At 64.2% G+C, this 18427-nt stretch carries 19 protein-coding genes and 1 tRNA gene; 11 read left to right on the plus strand and 9 right to left on the minus strand.

Going from position 1 to position 18427, the window contains the following annotated elements; all coding sequences use genetic code 11:
* The first annotated feature begins 55 nt into the window (after positions 1-55).
* The 3 genes from XI08_RS27570 to XI08_RS27580 are packed head-to-tail and all read left to right on the plus strand — an operon-like array spanning position 56 to position 1555.
* Entirely contained in the window at positions 56-484 is a 429-nt protein-coding gene (locus tag XI08_RS27570) for a DoxX family protein (protein ID WP_271576787.1), read from the plus strand.
* A 20-nt stretch (positions 485-504) separates the two neighbouring features.
* A complete protein-coding gene (locus XI08_RS27575) occupies positions 505-963 on the plus strand; it encodes a DsrE family protein (protein ID WP_271576788.1) in 459 nt (152 codons plus the stop codon).
* Positions 956-1555 carry a TlpA family protein disulfide reductase gene (locus XI08_RS27580; RefSeq protein WP_271576789.1) on the plus strand — a complete coding sequence of 200 codons (600 nt, stop codon included), beginning with the start codon at positions 956-958 and terminating at the stop codon, positions 1553-1555. The genes XI08_RS27575 and XI08_RS27580 overlap by 8 nt, the downstream gene beginning before the upstream one ends.
* Positions 1556-1560: 5 nt before the next feature.
* Here XI08_RS27580 and XI08_RS27585 read toward each other — a convergent pair whose 3' ends face one another.
* Positions 1561-2700 carry an amidohydrolase/deacetylase family metallohydrolase gene (locus XI08_RS27585; RefSeq protein WP_271576790.1) on the minus strand — a complete coding sequence of 380 codons (1140 nt, stop codon included), beginning with the start codon at positions 2698-2700 and terminating at the stop codon, positions 1561-1563.
* 126 nt (positions 2701-2826) lie between these two features.
* Positions 2827-2903 (minus strand) — tRNA-Arg (locus tag XI08_RS27590).
* Positions 2904-3045: 142 nt separating this feature from the next.
* Here XI08_RS27590 and XI08_RS27595 point away from each other — a divergent pair.
* From XI08_RS27595 to XI08_RS27605, 3 genes are all read left to right on the plus strand, one after another.
* Complete coding sequence (locus XI08_RS27595) at positions 3046-3399, plus strand: VOC family protein (RefSeq protein WP_063980666.1); 354 nt, start codon at positions 3046-3048, stop codon at positions 3397-3399.
* 124 nt (positions 3400-3523) lie between these two features.
* Positions 3524-3817 (plus strand): GYD domain-containing protein, encoded by a 294-nt coding sequence (locus tag XI08_RS27600; protein ID WP_271576791.1) that lies wholly within the window; start codon positions 3524-3526, stop codon positions 3815-3817.
* 356 nt (positions 3818-4173) lie between these two features.
* Positions 4174-6630 (plus strand): hypothetical protein, encoded by a 2457-nt coding sequence (locus XI08_RS27605; protein WP_271576792.1) that lies wholly within the window; start codon positions 4174-4176, stop codon positions 6628-6630.
* Positions 6631-6694: 64 nt separating this feature from the next.
* Here the strand turns inward: XI08_RS27605 and XI08_RS27610 are convergent, their stop codons facing one another.
* From XI08_RS27610 to XI08_RS27625, 4 genes are all read right to left on the minus strand, one after another.
* Positions 6695-7630, minus strand: coding sequence for a phosphatase PAP2 family protein (locus tag XI08_RS27610; RefSeq protein ID WP_271576793.1), 936 nt, complete (start codon positions 7628-7630; stop codon positions 6695-6697).
* Positions 7631-7711: 81 nt separating this feature from the next.
* The gene (locus tag XI08_RS27615) at positions 7712-9502 is read right to left on the minus strand and encodes an adenylate/guanylate cyclase domain-containing protein (RefSeq protein WP_271576794.1); all 1791 of its coding nucleotides are present in this window, start codon (positions 9500-9502) and stop codon (positions 7712-7714) included.
* Positions 9503-9814: 312 nt separating this feature from the next.
* Positions 9815-10453, minus strand: coding sequence for an RraA family protein (locus tag XI08_RS27620; protein WP_271576795.1), 639 nt, complete (start codon positions 10451-10453; stop codon positions 9815-9817).
* 283 nt (positions 10454-10736) lie between these two features.
* The gene (locus tag XI08_RS27625; protein ID WP_271576796.1) at positions 10737-11765 is read right to left on the minus strand and encodes an alpha/beta hydrolase; all 1029 of its coding nucleotides are present in this window, start codon (positions 11763-11765) and stop codon (positions 10737-10739) included.
* 208 nt (positions 11766-11973) lie between these two features.
* Here XI08_RS27625 and XI08_RS27630 point away from each other — a divergent pair, with 208 nt between their 5' ends.
* The gene (locus tag XI08_RS27630) at positions 11974-12597 is read left to right on the plus strand and encodes a hypothetical protein (RefSeq protein WP_271576797.1); all 624 of its coding nucleotides are present in this window, start codon (positions 11974-11976) and stop codon (positions 12595-12597) included.
* A gap of 121 nt (positions 12598-12718) precedes the next feature.
* Here the strand turns inward: XI08_RS27630 and XI08_RS27635 are convergent, their stop codons facing one another.
* A complete protein-coding gene (locus tag XI08_RS27635; protein WP_271576798.1) occupies positions 12719-12931 on the minus strand; it encodes a hypothetical protein in 213 nt (70 codons plus the stop codon).
* Between the two features lie 36 nt (positions 12932-12967).
* Complete coding sequence (locus tag XI08_RS27640; RefSeq protein WP_271576799.1) at positions 12968-13969, minus strand: 2-dehydropantoate 2-reductase; 1002 nt, start codon at positions 13967-13969, stop codon at positions 12968-12970.
* 161 nt (positions 13970-14130) lie between these two features.
* Here XI08_RS27640 and XI08_RS27645 point away from each other — a divergent pair, with 161 nt between their 5' ends.
* Together XI08_RS27645 and XI08_RS27650 are read left to right on the plus strand one after the other, a co-directional pair.
* Positions 14131-14727, plus strand: coding sequence for a YidB family protein (locus XI08_RS27645; protein WP_271576800.1), 597 nt, complete (start codon positions 14131-14133; stop codon positions 14725-14727).
* A 42-nt stretch (positions 14728-14769) separates the two neighbouring features.
* Positions 14770-15042: a GlsB/YeaQ/YmgE family stress response membrane protein gene (locus XI08_RS27650; RefSeq protein WP_083926312.1), complete on the plus strand. Its 273-nt coding sequence runs from the start codon at positions 14770-14772 to the stop codon at positions 15040-15042.
* Between the two features lie 94 nt (positions 15043-15136).
* Here XI08_RS27650 and XI08_RS27655 read toward each other — a convergent pair whose 3' ends face one another.
* Positions 15137-15922: an SDR family NAD(P)-dependent oxidoreductase gene (locus XI08_RS27655; RefSeq protein WP_271576801.1), complete on the minus strand. Its 786-nt coding sequence runs from the start codon at positions 15920-15922 to the stop codon at positions 15137-15139.
* Positions 15923-16182: 260 nt separating this feature from the next.
* Between XI08_RS27655 and XI08_RS27660 the strand changes: the two genes are divergently transcribed.
* Positions 16183-17244 carry an acyl-CoA dehydrogenase family protein gene (locus tag XI08_RS27660; RefSeq protein ID WP_271576802.1) on the plus strand — a complete coding sequence of 354 codons (1062 nt, stop codon included), beginning with the start codon at positions 16183-16185 and terminating at the stop codon, positions 17242-17244.
* Positions 17245-17260: 16 nt separating this feature from the next.
* Complete coding sequence (locus XI08_RS27665; protein ID WP_027545202.1) at positions 17261-18421, plus strand: acyl-CoA dehydrogenase family protein; 1161 nt, start codon at positions 17261-17263, stop codon at positions 18419-18421.
* The last annotated feature ends 6 nt before the right edge of the window (positions 18422-18427 follow it).

The following is an 18427-nucleotide window of genomic DNA, read 5'->3' on the forward strand; positions in this document are numbered from 1 at the left end:
TCAAATAATGCGAAACCATCAAATGGTGGCAACCCTCACATCCTGGAGACCCACCATGTCCGCCACCACCTTCGAGACCGCCACCCCGGGCCGCGCCCTTCGTATCGGCCTGTGGGCCGCACAGGGCCTGATCTTCTTCGTGTTCACCTCGGCCGGGCTGGTCAAGCTGCTCACGCCCATCCCTCAGCTCGCCGCTATGATGCCCTGGGCCGGCCAGTATTCCGAAACGTTCGTCCGAATCATCGGGCTGATCGACCTCGCCGGCGGGATCGGCATCCTGCTTCCGGCCCTGACGCGAATCCTGCCGCGGCTGACGGTGCTGGCCGCACTGGGCTGCACGGTCTTGCAGGTGTTCGCGCTCGCCTTCCACCTCTCGCGCGGCGAGGCCGATGTCACGCCGCTCAATGTCGTCCTGCTTGCGCTCAGCCTGTTCGTGTTGTGGGGACGCGGCCGCAAGGCGCCGATCGCGCCACGTCAGTTCTGAGCGGCAGGAACGCCGCCGCCATGATGTCAGCCAATGGATGGTCCCGGAGGGGCCTGCTCGCCGGCACCGCGGTCCTCACCGCGGGCGGCGCCGCCGCCAGGGAGGACCGTCTCGCCGACGGCGTCGTGATCCTGATCGACAGCAACGAGCCCTATGTCATGGGACATGCGATCAGCTACTCGGCCAACCTCGCAAAGCACTTCGCCGACAAGGGCGCGCGATTGCTGATCGAGGTCGTCGCCAACGGCAAGGGCATCGACGTCTTCAGGGCAGACAAGACTCCGCTGGTCGAGCCGCTCGCGACGCTGCGGCAATCGCTGCCCAATCTCACCTACAGCATGTGCGCGTCGTCAAAGGCGATCGCGGAAGCCAAGGAGCAGGTCTCGATTCCGCTGATCGCGGGCGCCAGCCTCATCCCGTTCGGGATCGGGCGCGTCGTCGATCTGCAACTGAAGGGCTGGGCCTATATCCATGCGTGAGGCGGCGCGCGGCACGACACTGTCCAGACGAGCGCTGCTGATGGTCGCGCCGGCGATCCTTGTCCCTCCGCGCGCAAGCCGCGCGCAGGGCGGCAATCCCGCCTGGCCGCCGGTGTTCGAGGCCGGCCGCAGCCAGTTTACCGTCGTGCGGCCTCGCGCGATGATGCCACAGCTCGGGCTTCAGGACCTGCATGGAAAAGACGTTGTGCTGACGGCGCGGCCGGGCCGGATCACGCTCGTCAACTTCTGGGCGACGTGGTGCGCGGCCTGCCGGCTCGATCTGCCTGTGCTCGCAAGCCTCGCGGGATCGCGGCCGGACCGGCTCGACGTCGTCGCGATCTGCACCGACACGAAGGACCTGCGCAAGATCCGCGCGTTCCTCGGCGGTCTCGCCGTGCAAAACCTCGCCTGCTACGTCGATGCGTATGGCATGACGGCGGAAGCCTCAACCTCGGTCTTCCCGTTCGTCGGCATGCCGGTGACCTATCTGGTCGGCGCGAGCAATCACGTCGAGGGTTACATCACCGGCGCACCCGACTGGCTCTCGCCGGCGGGCGCGCGGCTGCTGCAATTCTATCGCGAGCAAGCCTGATCCGCTCAATTCGGATGCCACCAGCGGCCGCCGATGACCACGCCCTCCGAAACGATCTTGCGATCCCCGATCAAGTGCTCGCCGACGACGTCCTCATAGTCGAACTGGCCCGGCTTGACCGAGATCAGCGTGGCGTCGCCGACGCAACCCGGCTTGAGGCTGCCGAGCTCGGGGCGTCGCAGCGCCATCGCCGCGTTCACCGTCGAGGCCGCGATCACATCGGACAGCTCCATGCCCATGCACAAGAACTTCGACATGGTCGTCACCTGGTCGAAGGCCGGGCCATCGATGCAGAGCTGATGGATGTCGGAGGAGATGGTGTCCGGATAGAAGCCGTTGGCGAGCATTGCGCGCGCGGTCTTGAAGGCGAACGAGCCCTTGCCGTGGCCGATGTCGAACAGCACGCCGCGCTCGCGTGCATCCAGCACCGCCTTCTTCACCGTGCCCTGCGCCGTCGCCGGCGTGTTGGGGAAGGGACGGAACGCATGGGTCAGCACGTCGCCGGGACGCAGGCGCGCCAGCACCTCTTCATAGCTCGGCGGCGGGTGGTCGATATGCGCCATCAGGGGCATGCCGACCTCGTTCGCGACCTCGAGCGCGATGTCGAGCGGCACGACCCCTGAGGTGCCCGAGGAATGCAGGCCGACGCGCACCTTGATGCCGACGATGAGGTCGCGGTTGGCATCGGCGACCCTGGCCGCCTCGATCGGATTCATCAGCCGCAACTCCTCGCTCTCGCCGACCATGATCCGGTGCGAGAAGCCGAAGATGCCGGCATGCGAGACGTGCAGATAAGCGAGAATGCGGACCTGGCTCGGCTCGATCACATGCTTGCGGAAGCCCGCGAAATTGCCGGGCCCCGCGCTGCCGGTATCCACCGCGGTGGTGACGCCGGAGAGGCGGCAGAATTCCTCCGCATCGATGCCGAGCGAGGTGCCGCCCCAATAGACGTGGGTGTGGAGATCGATCAGTCCCGGCGTCACGATGAGCTGCGAGACGTCGCGCACCTCCGTGCCCGGATCGGCCTTCAGCCCGCTGCCGATCGCCGCCACCTTGCCGCCGGAAAAGGCAACGTCGGTCACGGCGTCGAGCTTCTGGGACGGGTCGACCACACGGCCGCCGCGCAGGATCAGGTCGAAAGGCATCATGGTCTCCGGATAGGGCAGTAAGGCGCGGCCGACATGTCGGCGTGGCCAGGAGGGAAGTCTGTTGCCTGTAGCAAGTTTTGCGCCGAAGAGCCCGCCAAATAGCGGCCATTGCCCATGACAAAATGGCGATCCCGGGAAGACTCGAACTTCCGACCTACGGTTTAGGAAACCGTCGCTCTATCCGGCTGAGCTACGGGACCGCGGAACCTGCGGGTGCGGGTTCGGCCCCCTCATAGCAGAGCAGGTTACGGTTCGCCAGCCGCATGGCGGGCCGGATCATCGTCAACCTGAACAAGGCGGCTGTACAATCGCGCCCAGGTCCCTCTCGGCGGAGCAGCTCACATGATCGAAAGCATCAGCGCCATCACGCTCGGCACGCATGACATGGGGCGCGCCGTGCACTTCTACCGTTCGCTGGGGTTCGAGCTCCTGTATGGCGGCGAAGCCGCTGCATTCACCAGCTTTCGCGCCGGCACCGGCTATCTCAACCTGACGGCGCAGCCGGACGACAAGCGCTGGTCCTGGTGGGGCCGCATCATCTTCTACGTCGCCGATGTCGACGGGACCTACGAGCGCGCACGCGCCGCCGGATGGCAGCCGTCGACCACGCCGCGCGATGCAGAATGGGGTGAGCGCTACTTCCATCTCACCGACCCCGACGGCCATGAGCTCAGCTTCGCGCGGCCGTTGTCCTGACCGAATAAGTCACATCCGCTGACCTTCCCAACGCGCGAGTAGCGCTGTCTCAGCCGCCGTGGCAAGCTGGGCGCGGTTGCCTCAAGCGAGAATTGTATCTGGGTTCTAACCAGGGAGGACGACCATGGTAACCTATGTCGTGCTGGCGAACTTCACTGATCAGGGAGTCCGCAACGTCAAGGACTCGCCGAAGCGGGCCGACGCCTTCAAGGAGATGGCCAAAACGTTCGGCGTGAGCGTGAGAGAGATCGTCTGGACGCAGGGACGATATGACGTTGTAACCGTTCTCGAGGCTCCAGATGAGGCTGCCGCGATGTCGCTGAGCCTTAGTCTCAGCGCGCTCGGCAACGTCCGCACCGAAACGCTGCGCGCGTTTTCGGCGGCAGATATGACAAAGATCGTCGGCAAGATGCTCTGACGCTCAAGCCCGCGCGAGCGTACTGGACCCGGGATGGCAATCCCGGGAAGAGATTTCTTGGGCCGTGGCCGCGCGGGGAAACTGTCGCGCTGTCCGGCTGAGCTAAGGGACCGCGGAATCCGCGAGGCAGGTTCGATCCCCCCTCGCAACGGAGCGTGATGCGGACCGCCATGCGGCGAAACGAGCCGTCCGGTCCGCGGCCCGAGGAGATGGCAAACGAAATCAATAGTGATTCCAGTGGCATCCGCTGCCCCTTCTCCGCAGCTCCGGCGGGAGAAGGACGCTTGCCTCGCGCAATGGTCAAGGGCATGCTCGGGCTCCGTCGTGCCGGAGATCGAGACCCCTTGAGGTGAGCTATGTATCTTCCGCAAGAACCAGATCTTCTGATTGAGAAGGATGCGGACGGGGTTATTCGTGAGTTGCGCCATCTGCAAACGCCGGCGGTGGCCGACCCTGACGTGTCAGCGAAGCGAGCAGCGTTCGAGTATCTGAGGCTGGCGTCCCACACCGATCCGCCTTTGCTGCCGCTCAGCGACGACGATTTGGACCACCTTGACCACACGACCGACTCCGACGGACCAGGGCGATCCAGCAAATCAAGATTTCGATGGTCGCAGCCGCGCGAACTGAAGCGCAACGGCGAGATCGAGACGACGATCGTCTGGTGTCAGCAAACAATTCCGATCAAGGTCGGGGGTACTGACTTCATCCCCGATGTTCGGGGTGGCAGCATACGTCTCGTCGCACACTACGGGCGGCGGACCGGCCGGTGGCAAATCACCAGTGCCCGATCAACGTTACTCATGCATGCCAATCTGTCGATCAAACCGGGCTTCGTGGAAAGGGTGTTTCGCCGTTTCGATCCGGAGTGGGCCGACAGCCTCCCCGCGGAACTGATCTCGGACTGGCTCGGCCCTGTTCTGGGCTTTGTGTCGCCGGACGCAATCGCAGATGGACAGCTTGTTGCGTATCATCGAAGCGGGCCCAGCACCGCGTACGAGGATGGCGGGCTTGGCTTGGCGGCTGCCGCCACCGTTTTCTTGCCGATGGCGAGCGGCGACTCCATTGCGCACCAGGTCCTCTTTGATCCTCTCGAAGCCAGGCTTATCCGCAAGGCCCCGATCGCGTCGGCTTGCGCTGGATATGCCTTCCTCAGCGATCCCGACAGCAAGACAGGCGGCTTCAAGCTGCGCCCCGACGGCGGCGCCGACTTGCTCGATCCCGAGCGCGATCCGGTCGGATTGCTAGATCTCGATCACGCCGGTGGCGGGCGTCGGAAGCTGTCGGGGCCGCGCGTGACGGTGCTCACGCCGGCGGCGCTGGGTGACGACTACGATCCGCCGGTGCAGCGGCCTCCCTTCGCCTTCACGGCTCGGACCAACGAGTTCGCCGCGGTCAGCGCCTACTGTCATTGCGATTCAATGATGCAACTGGTCCAGGGATTCGGGTTTGTTCTGAAAGACTATTTTGGAAAGGTTGCACTACCGTTGACCGTCGAACATCGAGCCAAGATGTTGACGGGCTCGGGAGCCCATGACGGCCGCGGCATCAATGCCTATGTGACCCCGTTCCGCCCCGACCAAATGGCGACAGAGTGGGACGTCAGGATGTTGTTCGGGCTTGCGGATTTCGCGGACACTTGGAAGCACCCTCTTGGGCTTGTCGCCGACGTGCGCTTCGTCTGGCATGAGTTCTGCCACGTCCTGATCCTGGCTGCGACTGGCTCGACCGAATTCGACTTCGCGCACAGCGCCGGTGACGCGCTCGGCGCGATCATGTGTGATCCGGCGTCAAAGCTCCCGAAGGCGTGGCGGGGGGTGACGTTCCCCTTCATCCAGCTGCCGTTGCGGCGCCACGACCGTGAGGTCACGAAAGGGTGGGGTTGGAACGGCACTCTGTACGAGAAACCCAATCCGACCTACGGGCCGCGCGATCCCGCCGGCTACAACTCCGAGCAGATCCTGTCGACCACCCTGTTCCAGCTCTATCTCGCCGCTGGCGGCGATTCGGTTCGCCCCGACGAGGCGCCGGATGTCGACGCCCGCACGGCGACTGCATACTACATTGCTTACCTCATCGTACGCGCGATCGCGTCGCTCGGTTCCGTCGCGACGCAGCCGACCCGCGAGGCGAGCCAGTTCGCCACAGCCTTGATGGACGCCGATGTCGGCACACCTTATCTCGACTACGACGGATCGAGGCGGCTGGGCGGAATGCTTCACAAGGTTGTCCGCTGGGCTTTTGAGCAACAAGGTCTTTATCAGACGTCTTCGCCCGGCCAGAACACGCCGGGCAGCGCACCGCCGATTGACATCTACGTCGATGACGGCCGTGGCGGGCAATACAAGTACTGCAACCACTGGCACGCACTCCCTGCTGTTTTCTGGGTCCGCAACGCCGCGGACGGCCAGTCGGATGATCAGACGCCGCGCCCGGGCTATGTGAACTATGTCTACGTCAAACTTGGGAATCGCGGCGCCCAGATCGCGACCGCGGCATCGGTGGATGTTTTCACAGCCGTCGGCAACTATGCGGACACTTGGGATGCCCAATCGGGCCAGTGGTCGCCAGTGAACCCAAACAATACGACGATGGATGTATCACCCGGTGAACCATCCGCGATCTTTGGGCCGTTCGAGTGGACTCCACAGGCAGGAAAGAGAAACGCTTTGCTCGTCCGCGCGACGGTCAAAGGCGACCGCAGCAACATTGATGCGGGGTCTAACCTGCCTGTAGCCACCGGTCCGGTGGTCGTCGCGGACCTTGTCCGCGCCGACAACAATCTCGGTTATCGGGAGTGGACCCTCTCGTAGAGCTTGCGCCGATCTGGACCGGCGTTCCCTCAGGATAGACGGTCATCACCTCTCGCAATGCCACCTAAACCGGAGCGATGGCAGGGGCTATTGCTGCTGGTTGGCTCCACTCATTCTTGGCCCGTTCGAGCAGCTCTTTGATCTCGGAGTTGGCAGGCAGAGCCATGATCTTTGCCTTGCACTTCGTGGCAATGAACTCGCCTGCTTCGGTATCGCTTCGGTAGTGAACTCCCGCCCTTTCACGGTTGAGCGCGACCCGCTTTGCAAGCCAGTACAGCTCTTCTTTGTAGGCAGGCGCTACCTCCTCGAGGAAAAGCGACATGAGCCAGCTCTGTAAGGAATGACCGCTTGGAAATGAAGCATGCGCTGGTGGGCCGAAAGCCGGCAGCAGGCCTGGGCAGGCGTAGGACGGTCGCGTTCGGTGGTACTTGACCTTGTAAAAGGCCGCCACGATCTGGCCGATTCGGACCGCAAGATTCATGACCACCAGCGTATTGTGGTGCTCACGATTGTTGACGGCCATCAGGCTCACCCAGTATCCGGGTGCATTGTCATGCTGCGCAACGATTTCGCCCATGTAGCGCTCGCGATCGGTCTGCATGAGCAGCTGTAGCTGGATGATCTCGCGGGCCACAAAATCCTGATAGCCCGCCGTGCCCGGCTTCCAATCGAGCAGCCTGGGCCGCTCCGCGACGATGTCCGCGTCGATCGTGTCCCAATTGGTGGCTCTTATGAACTCCGTGAGAGGGAGCAGACAAAGAACGTCAGGATCCCACGGTCCGACCCTGTCTTTCCAGCATTCCTTGGGCAGCAATTGGTCCGGGAAACTCGGATCGGTATTCGGCCCAAGGTCGTATTGCAGGGTCAGGGGTCGGAAGCCGAGCTCGGGTGGCGTAGCGCCGAAGGCCATACCCATGCCCATGCCCATGCCCATCCCCATCCCCATACCCATGCCCATGCCCATGCCCATTCCCATGCCCATTCCCATGCCCATTCCCATGTGATCCTCCAGAGCTGTCGCTACAGAACCTTTTCGTTGCTGAGAAGCGATCGAGCGCCGTGGCGCAATTCATCACGTACGTTAACGAGGCAGCCCGGCTTCAATTAATCGTTCGCCCAAAAGCGCTAGCCGATCCGGCTGCTTGATCGGGTACCAACTGCAATATTTCTCAACCGAGAACGAGGGATCGATCCTCATGTGTGCGGCGCCAACTTCGCGCGCCCGCTCGAGCGAGCCGGCGGCGACGAGGCTCGCGGCAAGAAGCCGCAGATTAGCGGCAAACTGCGGAGCCGCCGCCATGACCTTCGTGCCCCAGTGCACGGCATCGTCGAAGGTCTCATTGGTGTAGTGCGCGTTGGTGAGCGCCGATTGATAGAAATAGGCGTACGGATCGAGCGGCGACAGCGATATGCCGTAAGACGCGCGCGCCACGGCACGTGGTCCGTCGCCGAGATAGCAGTATGTCGATGCGCTCAGGGACCACGCAATAGCGGAATTGGGCGTTCCTCCAATGGCACGGTCGAAAGCATCGATGGCACGGTCATACGCGCCGAACAGAAACGAATTGATGTGCCCGAATATCGCGAGCGCCATTGGGTCCGACGGTTCGAACTCGAGCGCGCGCGACGCAAGTCGAAATGCCTCGCGGGAATCGGCCTTGAAGTCGGTGGAATGACCCTCGCCGATGTGCAGGATGTACCATTTTGCCATCAGGGCATAGGCCGCCGCATATTGCGGATCATGGTCGAGGGCGCGTTCGAACAGGCTTCGCGCCGCAAGCATGTCGTCGTGACCGAGGCGATACAGGCGATACATGCCCTGCAGGACCAGGTCGTAAGCGTTCATGCTCTGCGGCGCCTTGCGCTCGGCGTGCTGCAGCTCGGAGATATGGATATGCGGCAGGAGCGCGTATGCGATGCTGGTTGCGATCTTCTCCTGCACGTCAAACAACTGGCTGATCGACGCCTCGTACTGGTTGGTCCACAGCATGGACCGCGTATCGACATCGATCAATTCCACCCGCATCCGCAGCACCTCGCCGTGACGCTTGAGCGTTCCCGTGACGAGATATCGCACGCCAAGGCGATGGCAAACGGCAGCAGGGTCGACGGTAGGACCGGTGAACCCAAGTGTGGACGTGCTGGATACGACGAACAATTCGCGAATACCCGCCAGCGAGGCGACGATATCGTGGACGATTCCCTGCGCGAGATAGGCATCCGCCGCCTGAAGGCCGAGCATCTGCAGCGGCAATACTGCCACGGACGGCTTGAGCGAATGGGCCACCGAGATTGTCGGAGCCCGTAGGTCGTGATGCGCTATCTTGAATGCCCGGATGCGCCGCTCGATATTCTTGAGCGTGAGGAATCCCAGATCGGCGGCTTGGTAGCGCAGATGATCCTTCACCTGATCGTGAATGGCCCCGGAAATCACGACCCCGCCCGGGCCGGCGAATTCCTGAAGCCGGGCTGCAATATTGACTCCGTCCCCGTAGATGTCGTCACGCTCGGCGATGACGTCGCCGACATTTGCCGACATCCTCAACTGCAGCGGGTTGCTACCGGCTGATGACGATTCGGCCAGATGCATCTGCATGCCGAGCGCGAACCTGATTGCGTCAACCGGATTCCTGAACTCCAGCAGTAAGCCGTCACCGGTACTCTTGATTACCTCACCGGCATTTGAAGCGACGCGCGGCTCGATAACGTCCGATCGCATCGACATCCATCGTTGATGCGTGCCTTCCTCGTCGCTTCCCATCAGCCGGGAATATCCGACGACATCGATGAAAATCGTAGCTGCGGTACGCCTTCTCGGCCGCCCTTGATCCGAGCCGTTGTCCGGGGACGTGTTGTCGACACTGATCATCATCACTGGCGCAACAACTCTGGGGCGGCCACAACCATTGTGACGCCGAAAGATTGTAGCAGACAAGGACAGTCAGGCAAATGCAAGGCCTGCCTGGCAGAGTCCCTCGGTTGAGCCAGGCCAATCGCCTGCCGCGTCACAGAGAGCGGGCCGAAAAGCCACTCCCAACACGACGAACGAGAATACCCGTTTTCCCCCACCGCCAGGGCGCGATCGAAAGGCTTTCGCAACCTTACGTCGCGCCGAAGCCGCCGTCGGCAGGATTGTCGAGGATGTGGAATTCGTCCTTCTGGCCCAACGATGCCTCTCTTTTGATCAGGACTTGCCGTAGGAGCCCTGATAGCGGCCCTCGCGGATCGCCTTCATGGTCTCCTCCTCGCGCGCAACCTGGGCGCGCACCGCCTCCAGCAGCGCAGCCGCGCCGGCGGCGGGAAACGACACCACGCCATCCTCATCGCCGACGACGATGTCGCCGGGCGAGATCACGCTGCCGCCGACCGACACAGGCACGTTGATCTCGCCGGGGCCGTTCTTGTAGGGCCCGCGGTGGATCACAGCGCGGGCATAGCATGGGAAGTCGTCCGCGGCGAAGGCCGCAACGTCGCGGATCGCGCCGTCGATCACGTAGCCTTCGGCTTTGCGCCACTGCGCGATGTTCTTCATGATCTCGCCGACCAGTGCGCGGGTCTCGTCGCCGCCGCCATCGACCACGATGACGTCGCCGGGACCGACCAGCTCGAGCGCGCGGTGGATGGCGAGATTGTCGCCGGGACGGGTGCGCACCGTGAAGGCCGTGCCCACCAGCTTGCCGCCGCGATGATAGGGTTTGAGCCCCACCACGCCCGGCAGCCTGGCGAGATTGTCCGAGATCACGGACGTGGGCGCACCTCGAAAGCCCTCGATGATATCGGCCGGCGGCTTCGGCACGCTGTTGGCTGCGATGGTGATGGTCATGTCAAAGAGTCCTTTCGTGAATTTTCTTATTCGGCGTGCGCCCGCGCCTTCGCCGGCCAGATCCGGAAGGCGCGCCCTTCCTTCATCCACGCAGCGCGCTCGCCGCGCAACAGCGTGCGACGAACTTTTCCGGAATCATCGCGCGGCGGGGCCACCAGCGCGGCACATCGGACAGCGGCAGCAGCATCAGGCGTTTCCACTTCGTCTTCCTGGCGGCGCCTCGGGGTGAGGCGCTCGCGGTGCGAAGTGTAACCGCCGGAGCCGGAGCTTCAAGGCAGCGGCGTCAGCGCTCCGCGCCGCAGCCCGGAATATCGAACAGCGCCGCGAGCCCGCATTTCGAGGTCAGCATCTTGTCGCCGTCATGACCGACGCCGGCGACATCCCAGACCCTGTGATTGGGCGTGCCGTGGTCGCGCTTGGCCATCGCGTCCACGTAAGCGTGGCCGCGGGCGTAACGATAAGGCCCCTGCGCCTCTGCCATGCAGCTCTTGTCCAGCGCGGAATGCTTCGGATTGGTGTCGAGCGTGCCGAGCAGATAGATCACCTCGCGCTCGACATAGCGCTGCTCCAGTGCCGCCGGCGTCGCGTCGGCGAGATAGGGCGGACGGTCGCCCATGCCGTATTTCCAGTTGTTGTAGCCCTGACAGGATGCAGCAATTGCCGGCACCGGCCGGTCGGCGCTGAAATAGGCATAGGACGAGGGATTGGCGACGACATAGCGGATGTCGATGTGCTGGCGCGACAGCGCCGCCTCGCCCTTGCCGGCGATGGCATAGCGCTGCGCGACCTGCCCGCCGCCGGAATGGCCGGCAACCACGACCTGCTTCAGGTTCGGGAAGATGCGCCGGTCGGAGAGTTTTGCGAGGATCGCATCGAGCGCCTCGAACGAGGAGACCGGATTGGGCGCAAGCGCGGCATCGCCGCCCTCCCATCCCTCCAGCGACCAGCGTAGCGTGTCCTCCGGCAATTTGTGCGCGTCGATATCGATCTCCGCCAGGAACTGCGGAACGATCATGAGCGCGCTCTTGCCATCGTCGCCTGCTGCTGCCTGCGCGTTGTTGGCCGATATGTAATATTCGTCGGCATTGCGCAGGCGTCCATGCAGCACGATGATGGCGCGCGAGATCGCCGGCAACGGCATCGACCAGTCGCGGGAGAGGTAGAGCGGCAGCATTCCCCGGCCGCCGACCGAGAGCCGCGCATCGCCGACCGCCTTCACCGGCTTGCGGTTGGGCGCATCCTCGTCCGCCGCGAAGGCATGGCCGCAAATCAGCACCAAGGCGAGTGCGGCAAATCGGGCCAGCGCTCTCATGACGGAGATTCTCCCCCAAATTCAGATCGATCAAACTGTAAGCGCATCCTATGCCGCGCGGCTGTGACTCCCGCGCCACGTCAAGCAAAAAATGTCAGCATTGCAGCCATGAAATTCCCGGGTTCCATGGGTGACAAGCCGGCGATAAAGGGGCAAAAATTGGCCCGACTCAGTTCGGGTTGAGTTTTGCAAGGAATGCACTCGTAGAATGTCGGTCGTGTTTGCATCGCGTCGTGCGGCGCTTCTCGTTGCCGCAGCAGGATTTTTTCTGCTGACGCACACGCATGCCCAGGCGCAATGGTGGAAGCGCGCGCCCGTCGACTTCGAGGAATGCGCTGATGCCGCCGAGAAGGCCGCAACCAAGGCCGAGAAGACATCCGCACTTGCGGACTGCAACGCCAAGTTCGCCGGCCGCCGCAAGGCAGGCGGCGGCTACACCTATTACGACTTCCTCCAGGACCGCACCTTCGACATCGCAGGTCCCAACCCGACGCCGGAAGAGCAGAAGAAGATCGACGAAGCCTACACCGGCTATCTCGCCAATCAGCGCCGCAGCAACGAAGCGGCCCAAGCCACCGCGCGTCAGCAGCGCGAGCAGCAGGAAAAACAGGCGCAGCAGTTCCAGCAGGTCGCGCTGCGGACCGACGTCGAGCGCGTGCCCGTCCCGGTCGAGCGGCCGAAGGTGCAGCAGAGTGTCGGCCAGCGACCGAAGGGCGCGCCCTGCACCAAGGGCTCGTTCTCCTGCGAATGGCCGCGGCTATCGGAAAGCTTGAACGAACTGAAGAAGCTGTTCAATCCGACGCCGAGCAAGCCGGCGGCGAAGAAGGGGTGAGCTGAGGCTCAGCCGTCATTGCGAGCGCAGCGAAGCAATCCAGAGTCTTTCCGCGGAGGGATTCTGGATTGCTTCGCTGCGCTCGCAATGACGGGCTGGATAGAGATTCGCACCCACATTCTCAGTTCGGCTGCTTCTTCTTGCTGCGCTTCGGTTTGACCACCGGCGCATCCGCTGGCGCCGTCGCCGGTGAACTGCCCAACTGCGACCTGCTCTCCTGCAACCGCCTGTCATAGCCGGGAGAGTTCATGACCGTCGGCGGCCGGGCTTCCGCAAGCGTCGACGCGCCGCAGAGCACGGCCAGTGCGAATCCGATCATCGAGAAACGCCTCATCGTGGCTCCTCCGGTCGCGCGGCATGCACTCAGGCGCTACCCGCGAATCTGCTGCGGCGTCAGCCCGGGCGGGCCGTTGCCAGCGACTTCAGCCTCCTTGACCAGCGCAACAATGCGGCGCATCAGCGGCACATCGACATTGTTCTGCTCGGCAAGCGCGATGACCGCGCCCTGGAGATAGTCGATCTCGGTCTTGCGGCCCTGCTTCAGATCCTGCCACATCGAGGAGCGCGCCTCGGGATCGATCTTCATGGTCCGCCCCAGGATCGCGTTGAAGATCATGTCGGGCAATTTCAGCAATGTCGGCGTCAAGTTCAGCGGGATCGGCGTCGCTGAGACCGGATTGAGGCCGGCGGCCTTCATCGCGGCCAGCCCCTCTGCCATCTGGTCGGCGAATAATTTTCGCCAGTCGCGGTTTGCCAGTTGCGCGGCGAGCGGCATGTCCGACAAAGCGCTGAGCGCGTTGTTCAGGTTGATGATCAGCTTGCCCCATTGCACGCCGGTGATGTCGCTGCTCGCGCGCATCGAAAGGCCAGCCACCGAAAGCGCGCCGGCCGTGTTCCCGGCGTCCTCTCCGACATGAATGTCGCCGGAGGTCGAGCGGTGGAAGCGACCCTCGCCCATCGCGATCACGTTGAACGGCACCATGCCGGCCAGCACGCGCCGGCCGCCGAGGCGCTCGCGCAACACCGCGACATTGCCGACGCCGTTTTGCAGGGACACGATGACGGCATCCTGCGGCGCGTGCTGCGCGATCTGCTCCGCGACATCGGCAGTGTCGGCGCTCTTCACGGTTACCAGCACGATGCCGGCGCTGTGGAAGATCGAAGGGTCTTCCGAGAGCGCGAGCTGGCCAGCCCCGAGCTTCTTCTCGGAGCCGTCGAAATCGGTCAGCCGCAGGCCGAACCGCTCGATCTCGGTCTTGATCCGCGGCCGCACCAGCAGCGCGACGCGGCGGCCAGCAGCCGCCAGCATGCCGCCGACGAAACAGCCGATGGCGCCCGCGCCAGCCACCACGATCGGTCGATCCGTAACCACTGACCTCGCTCCCTGAATGACCGGCCTTCGATAGCAGAGGCGAGGCCAGCTGCCCATCGCGTCGCAGCCGCCTTGTAACCGTCATGCGAGCCCCATATGTTCTCGCCCCGGGGGCAGTCACCGGCGAGCACTCGCCGGACGAGACGCCAAAGGAGAGCACCATGGGTCTACTCGACGTCCTCAACGGCATGCAGAACGGCCCGCGCGGCCCCAGCACACCCAGCTCCGAGAATTCCTCCGGCGGCATGTCGCCGATGACCATGGCGCTGCTCGGCCTGCTCGCCTGGAAGGCGTTCAAGCATCTGACGGCTGGCCAGCCGGATGCGGCGCCTGCCCCGCAGCAGCGCTCACCGCTGCCGCCTCCGACGCCTGTCAATACTGGCAACGCCACGCTTCCCGGAGGAAGCGGCGGCGGTCTCAGCGATCTGCTCAAAGGCGGCCTCGGCGGCCTGCTCGCAGGCGGCGCGGCCGGCACCGTCCTGAGCGGCGGGCTCGGCGATCTCCTCAATCAGCTCCAGCAGGGCGGCCACGGCGAGGCCGCGAATTCCTGGGTCGGCAAGGGCGAGAACAAGCCGATCGCGCCCGGCGATCTCGCGAGCGCACTCGGCGCGGACCAGATCGAGAGCCTGTCCGCCCAGAGCGGCCTGTCGCGCGAGGAGCTGCTCTCCGGCCTCAGCCAATATCTGCCGCAGGTGATCGACCACCTGACGCCGGACGGACGGCTGCCGACGGAGAACGAACTCTCGGGCAGAATTTAATCGAAGATTGATCTGCGCGTTCTCGGGAAGGGGAGCATTGTCATGAGCATGGGCGGCCTGTTGTGGATCATCGTCGTCGGCTTCATCGCCGGCCTCATCGCGCGCTGGCTCGCGCCGGGGCCGAACAATCCGAGCGGCTTCATCCTCACCACCATCCTCGGCATCGCCGGTGCGTTTCTGGCGACGTTCATCGGCCAGGCGATCGGCCATTACGGCCCGGACCAGGGCGCCGGCTTCATCATGGCCACGATCGGCGCGGTGGTGGTGCTGTTCATCTGGCACCGGCTGGTGGCGAGCGGCGTGATCAAGGGGTAGTTGCCGTCATTCCGGGGCGCGCAAAGCGCGAACCCGGAATCTCGAGATTCCGGGTTCGATGCTAACGCATCGCCCGGAATGACGTCGCGTAGCATCACGTAATCAAATGCATCCCCGCATCCATGCGCACGACCTCGCCGGTCATGTTGCTGGAGGCCGGCATCGCCAGGAAGCAGACGAGCTGCGCGATGTCCTCCGCGCTCGAGGCGACCTTGAGCGGCACCTTCGCCACCACGCTGTCGCGCACCTGCTTTGCGCCGGCCTCGCCGCGGCCCTTGGTGAACCAGGGCGTGTCGATATAGCCGGGACACACCGTGTTGACGCGGATCAGCGGCGCCAGCGCGCGCGACAGCGACAACGTCATGGTGTTGAGCGCGCCCTTGCTCGCGGCATAGGCGATCGACGAGCCGACGCCGCTGATGCCCGCGACCGACGACACGTTGACGACCGCCGACGGCCGCCCCGACGCCTTCGCGCCGGCTTCCAGCAGGCTGCGCGCCGCACGCACCATCTGGAACGGGCCGATGGTGTTGACGCCGTAGACGCGCTGGAAATCTTCCGCCGACAATCCGTCGAGATCGGCGTGCGCGACATGCTTGGTGGTGCCGGCATTGTTGACGAGCACGTCGAGCCGGCCCCAGCCGCTGGCTGCCGCAACGATCTTGCGGCAATCCACATCCTTGGAAACGTCGCCCTGGGCGACCTGGACTTCCGCAGCGCCCGCGTTGCGGCAGAGCTCTGCCGTGGCCTCGGCTTCCTTCTGGCTCGACGAATAGTTGATGACGAGCCGCGCCCCGCTCCGCGCGAGAATTTCCGCGGTCGCTGCGCCAAGTCCGGATGCGGACCCGGTCACGATTGCGCACAAGCTGTCTTTGGCCATCCGGATTTCCTTCCCCTGTATCTGATGCAAGCCTTGGGTCGCTGGCCCTGTTTAGCGAGTTTGGCGCACCCTGCAAATCGAGCAAACTCCGCTAAGCGGAATTAGTCCAGATCGGTTCTCGCGCCCATGCCGGTGCCGCAGATGGGCTTGCGATCAACGCTTGTCAGGGCCATGGCTTTTTCAGATCATCGGGCGCAAGAAGAGACCGCGCGCCGGCTTGACCTGGCGGGACGCGCCAATGGCAAAACACGGGGAACGCTGTGGCGGAGAGTGACAATATCGTCGTCGAGACCGCGGAAAAAATCTTCGCCGATCTCGCCGATCCGCAAACCATCAACAACGACAAGAAGGATTCCTGGCAGGCGCCGCTGTGGCAGGCGCTGAGCGAAGCCGGGCTGCCGCTGTCCTGGGTGCCCGATGATCTCGGCGGCTCCGGCGCGAGCCTTGCTGACGGCTTTGCGCTGCTCAACGCTGCCGGCCGCTTCGCGCTCGCGGTTCCCCTCGCCGAGACCATGCTGGCGGGCTGGCTGCTGGCGCAGGCCAGGATTTCTTCGCCGGAAGGCGAGATGACGGTCGTCCCGGCGTCGCCGAAGGATCGCATCACGCGCGATGCCGACGGCGCGCTCTCCGGCCGCGCTCGCGGCGTGCCCTTTGCCAAGGCGGCGAAGCACTTTGCGGTGCTGGCGCACGGCAAGGATGGGATCTCGATTGCTTTGGTCGATGCGGGCAAGGCCCGGATCGAATCCGGACTCAACGTCGGCTACGATCACAGCGATACCGTGACGCTCGACAAGGTCCAGCCCATCACCGTCAAGCCCGTGAAGGGCTTCGACCAGACCACGCTCATGCTGATGGGCGGCGTCGCGCGCAGCCTTCAGATCGCGGGCGCGCTGGAAGCGATGCTCGACATCTCGGTGCGCTATTCCAACGAGCGCGTCGCGTTCGAGAAGAAGATCTCGAAATTCCAGGCCGTGCAGCACAACCTCGCCCGTCTCGCCGGCGAATCCGCCGCCGCGCTTGCGGCCGCAACGTCCGCGGCCGACGCCATCGCGAACGCAAAGTCATTCGACGACGAGGTCTACCTCGAGGCCGCCTCGGCAAAGATCCGCTGCGCGGAAGCCGCGGAGAAAGGCGGCGCCATCGCGCACCAGGTGCACGGCGCCATCGGCTTCACCAGCGAGCACATCCTGCACCGGTATTCGCTGCGGGCGCTGGCCTGGCGCGACGATTTCGGTTCGGAAAGCCACTGGGCCGTCGAGCTCGGCAAGCTGGTGGCCCGGCGCGGCGCCGACGAATTGTGGCCGCTCGTAGCTTCGCGTTGATCGGGAGACGAAACACATGACCGCTGCCCTCCGTTTCGATCCGATCCGCCTGCCCGAGAAATGCGAGCAATTGCGCAAGGAAGTCCGCGCCTTCCTCGCCGAGGAAATCGCCGCCGGCACCTTCGATCCGCACAAGCCCAACCGCGAAGACACCGACGTGCCGGAATTTTCCCGCCGGGTCGGTGCCAAGGGCTGGCTGGGCATGACCTGGCCGAAGAAATACGGCGGCCAGGAGCGCTCCTTCCTCGAACGCTACGTGGTGACCGAGGAGATGCGCGTGGCCAATGCGCCGACGCGGCGCTTCTTCGTCGCCGACCGCCAGAGCGGACCGGTGCTGCTGAAATACGCCCCTGAACACATCAAGATGGAGATTCTGCCGCGCATCTGCCGCGGCGAGATCTGCTTTGCAATCGGTATGAGCGAGCCGAACTCCGGCTCGGACCTGTTCGCGGCGAAGACGCGCGCGACCAAGACCGACGGCGGCTATCTCATCAACGGCACCAAGATCTGGACCTCGTCGGCGCACATCGCCGACTACATGATCGCGATCTTCCGGACCTCGCCGCCGACCAAGGAGAACCGCCGTCACGGCCTGACGCAGTTCTTGGTCAAGATGAAGCAGCCGGGCATCAAGGTGAACCCGATCGGCCAGATCACGGGCCAGTACGAGTTCAACGAGGTCGTCTTCACCGATTTCTTCGTACCCGATGATCACGTCCTCGGCGAAGTCGACGGTGCGTGGAAGCAAGCCACATCGGAGCTCGCCTATGAGCGTTCGGGCCCCGAGCGCTTCCTGGAAACCTACTACGTTCTGACCGAGCTCGTCCGCGCGGTCGGCCCCAATCCGGACACGCGCAGCGCCGAAGGCATCGGCCGGCTGGTGGCGCAGCTCCACACCATGCGGCGCATGTCGGTCTCCGTTGCCGGCATGCTGCAAGCCGGCAAGGAGCCCGTGGTGGAAGCGTCCATCGTCAAGGACATCGGCACGGTCTGGGAGCAGCAGCTTCCGCATCGCGTGCGCGACCTCGCCGCTTTCGTCGAGGAGACCGCGACCAACCGCGAGACGCTGGAGCGGCAGCTCGATTTCGCCATCAAGACCGCACCGAAACTCACCATCCAGGGCGGCACCACCGAGGTGCTCCGCGGCATCATCGCCCGCGGGCTTGGCTTGCGCTAATTCAAT

This window comes from Bradyrhizobium sp. CCBAU 11361 (assembly GCF_028128935.1).
In the GTDB taxonomy this organism is placed as follows: Bacteria; Pseudomonadota; Alphaproteobacteria; order Rhizobiales; family Xanthobacteraceae; genus Bradyrhizobium; species Bradyrhizobium niftali.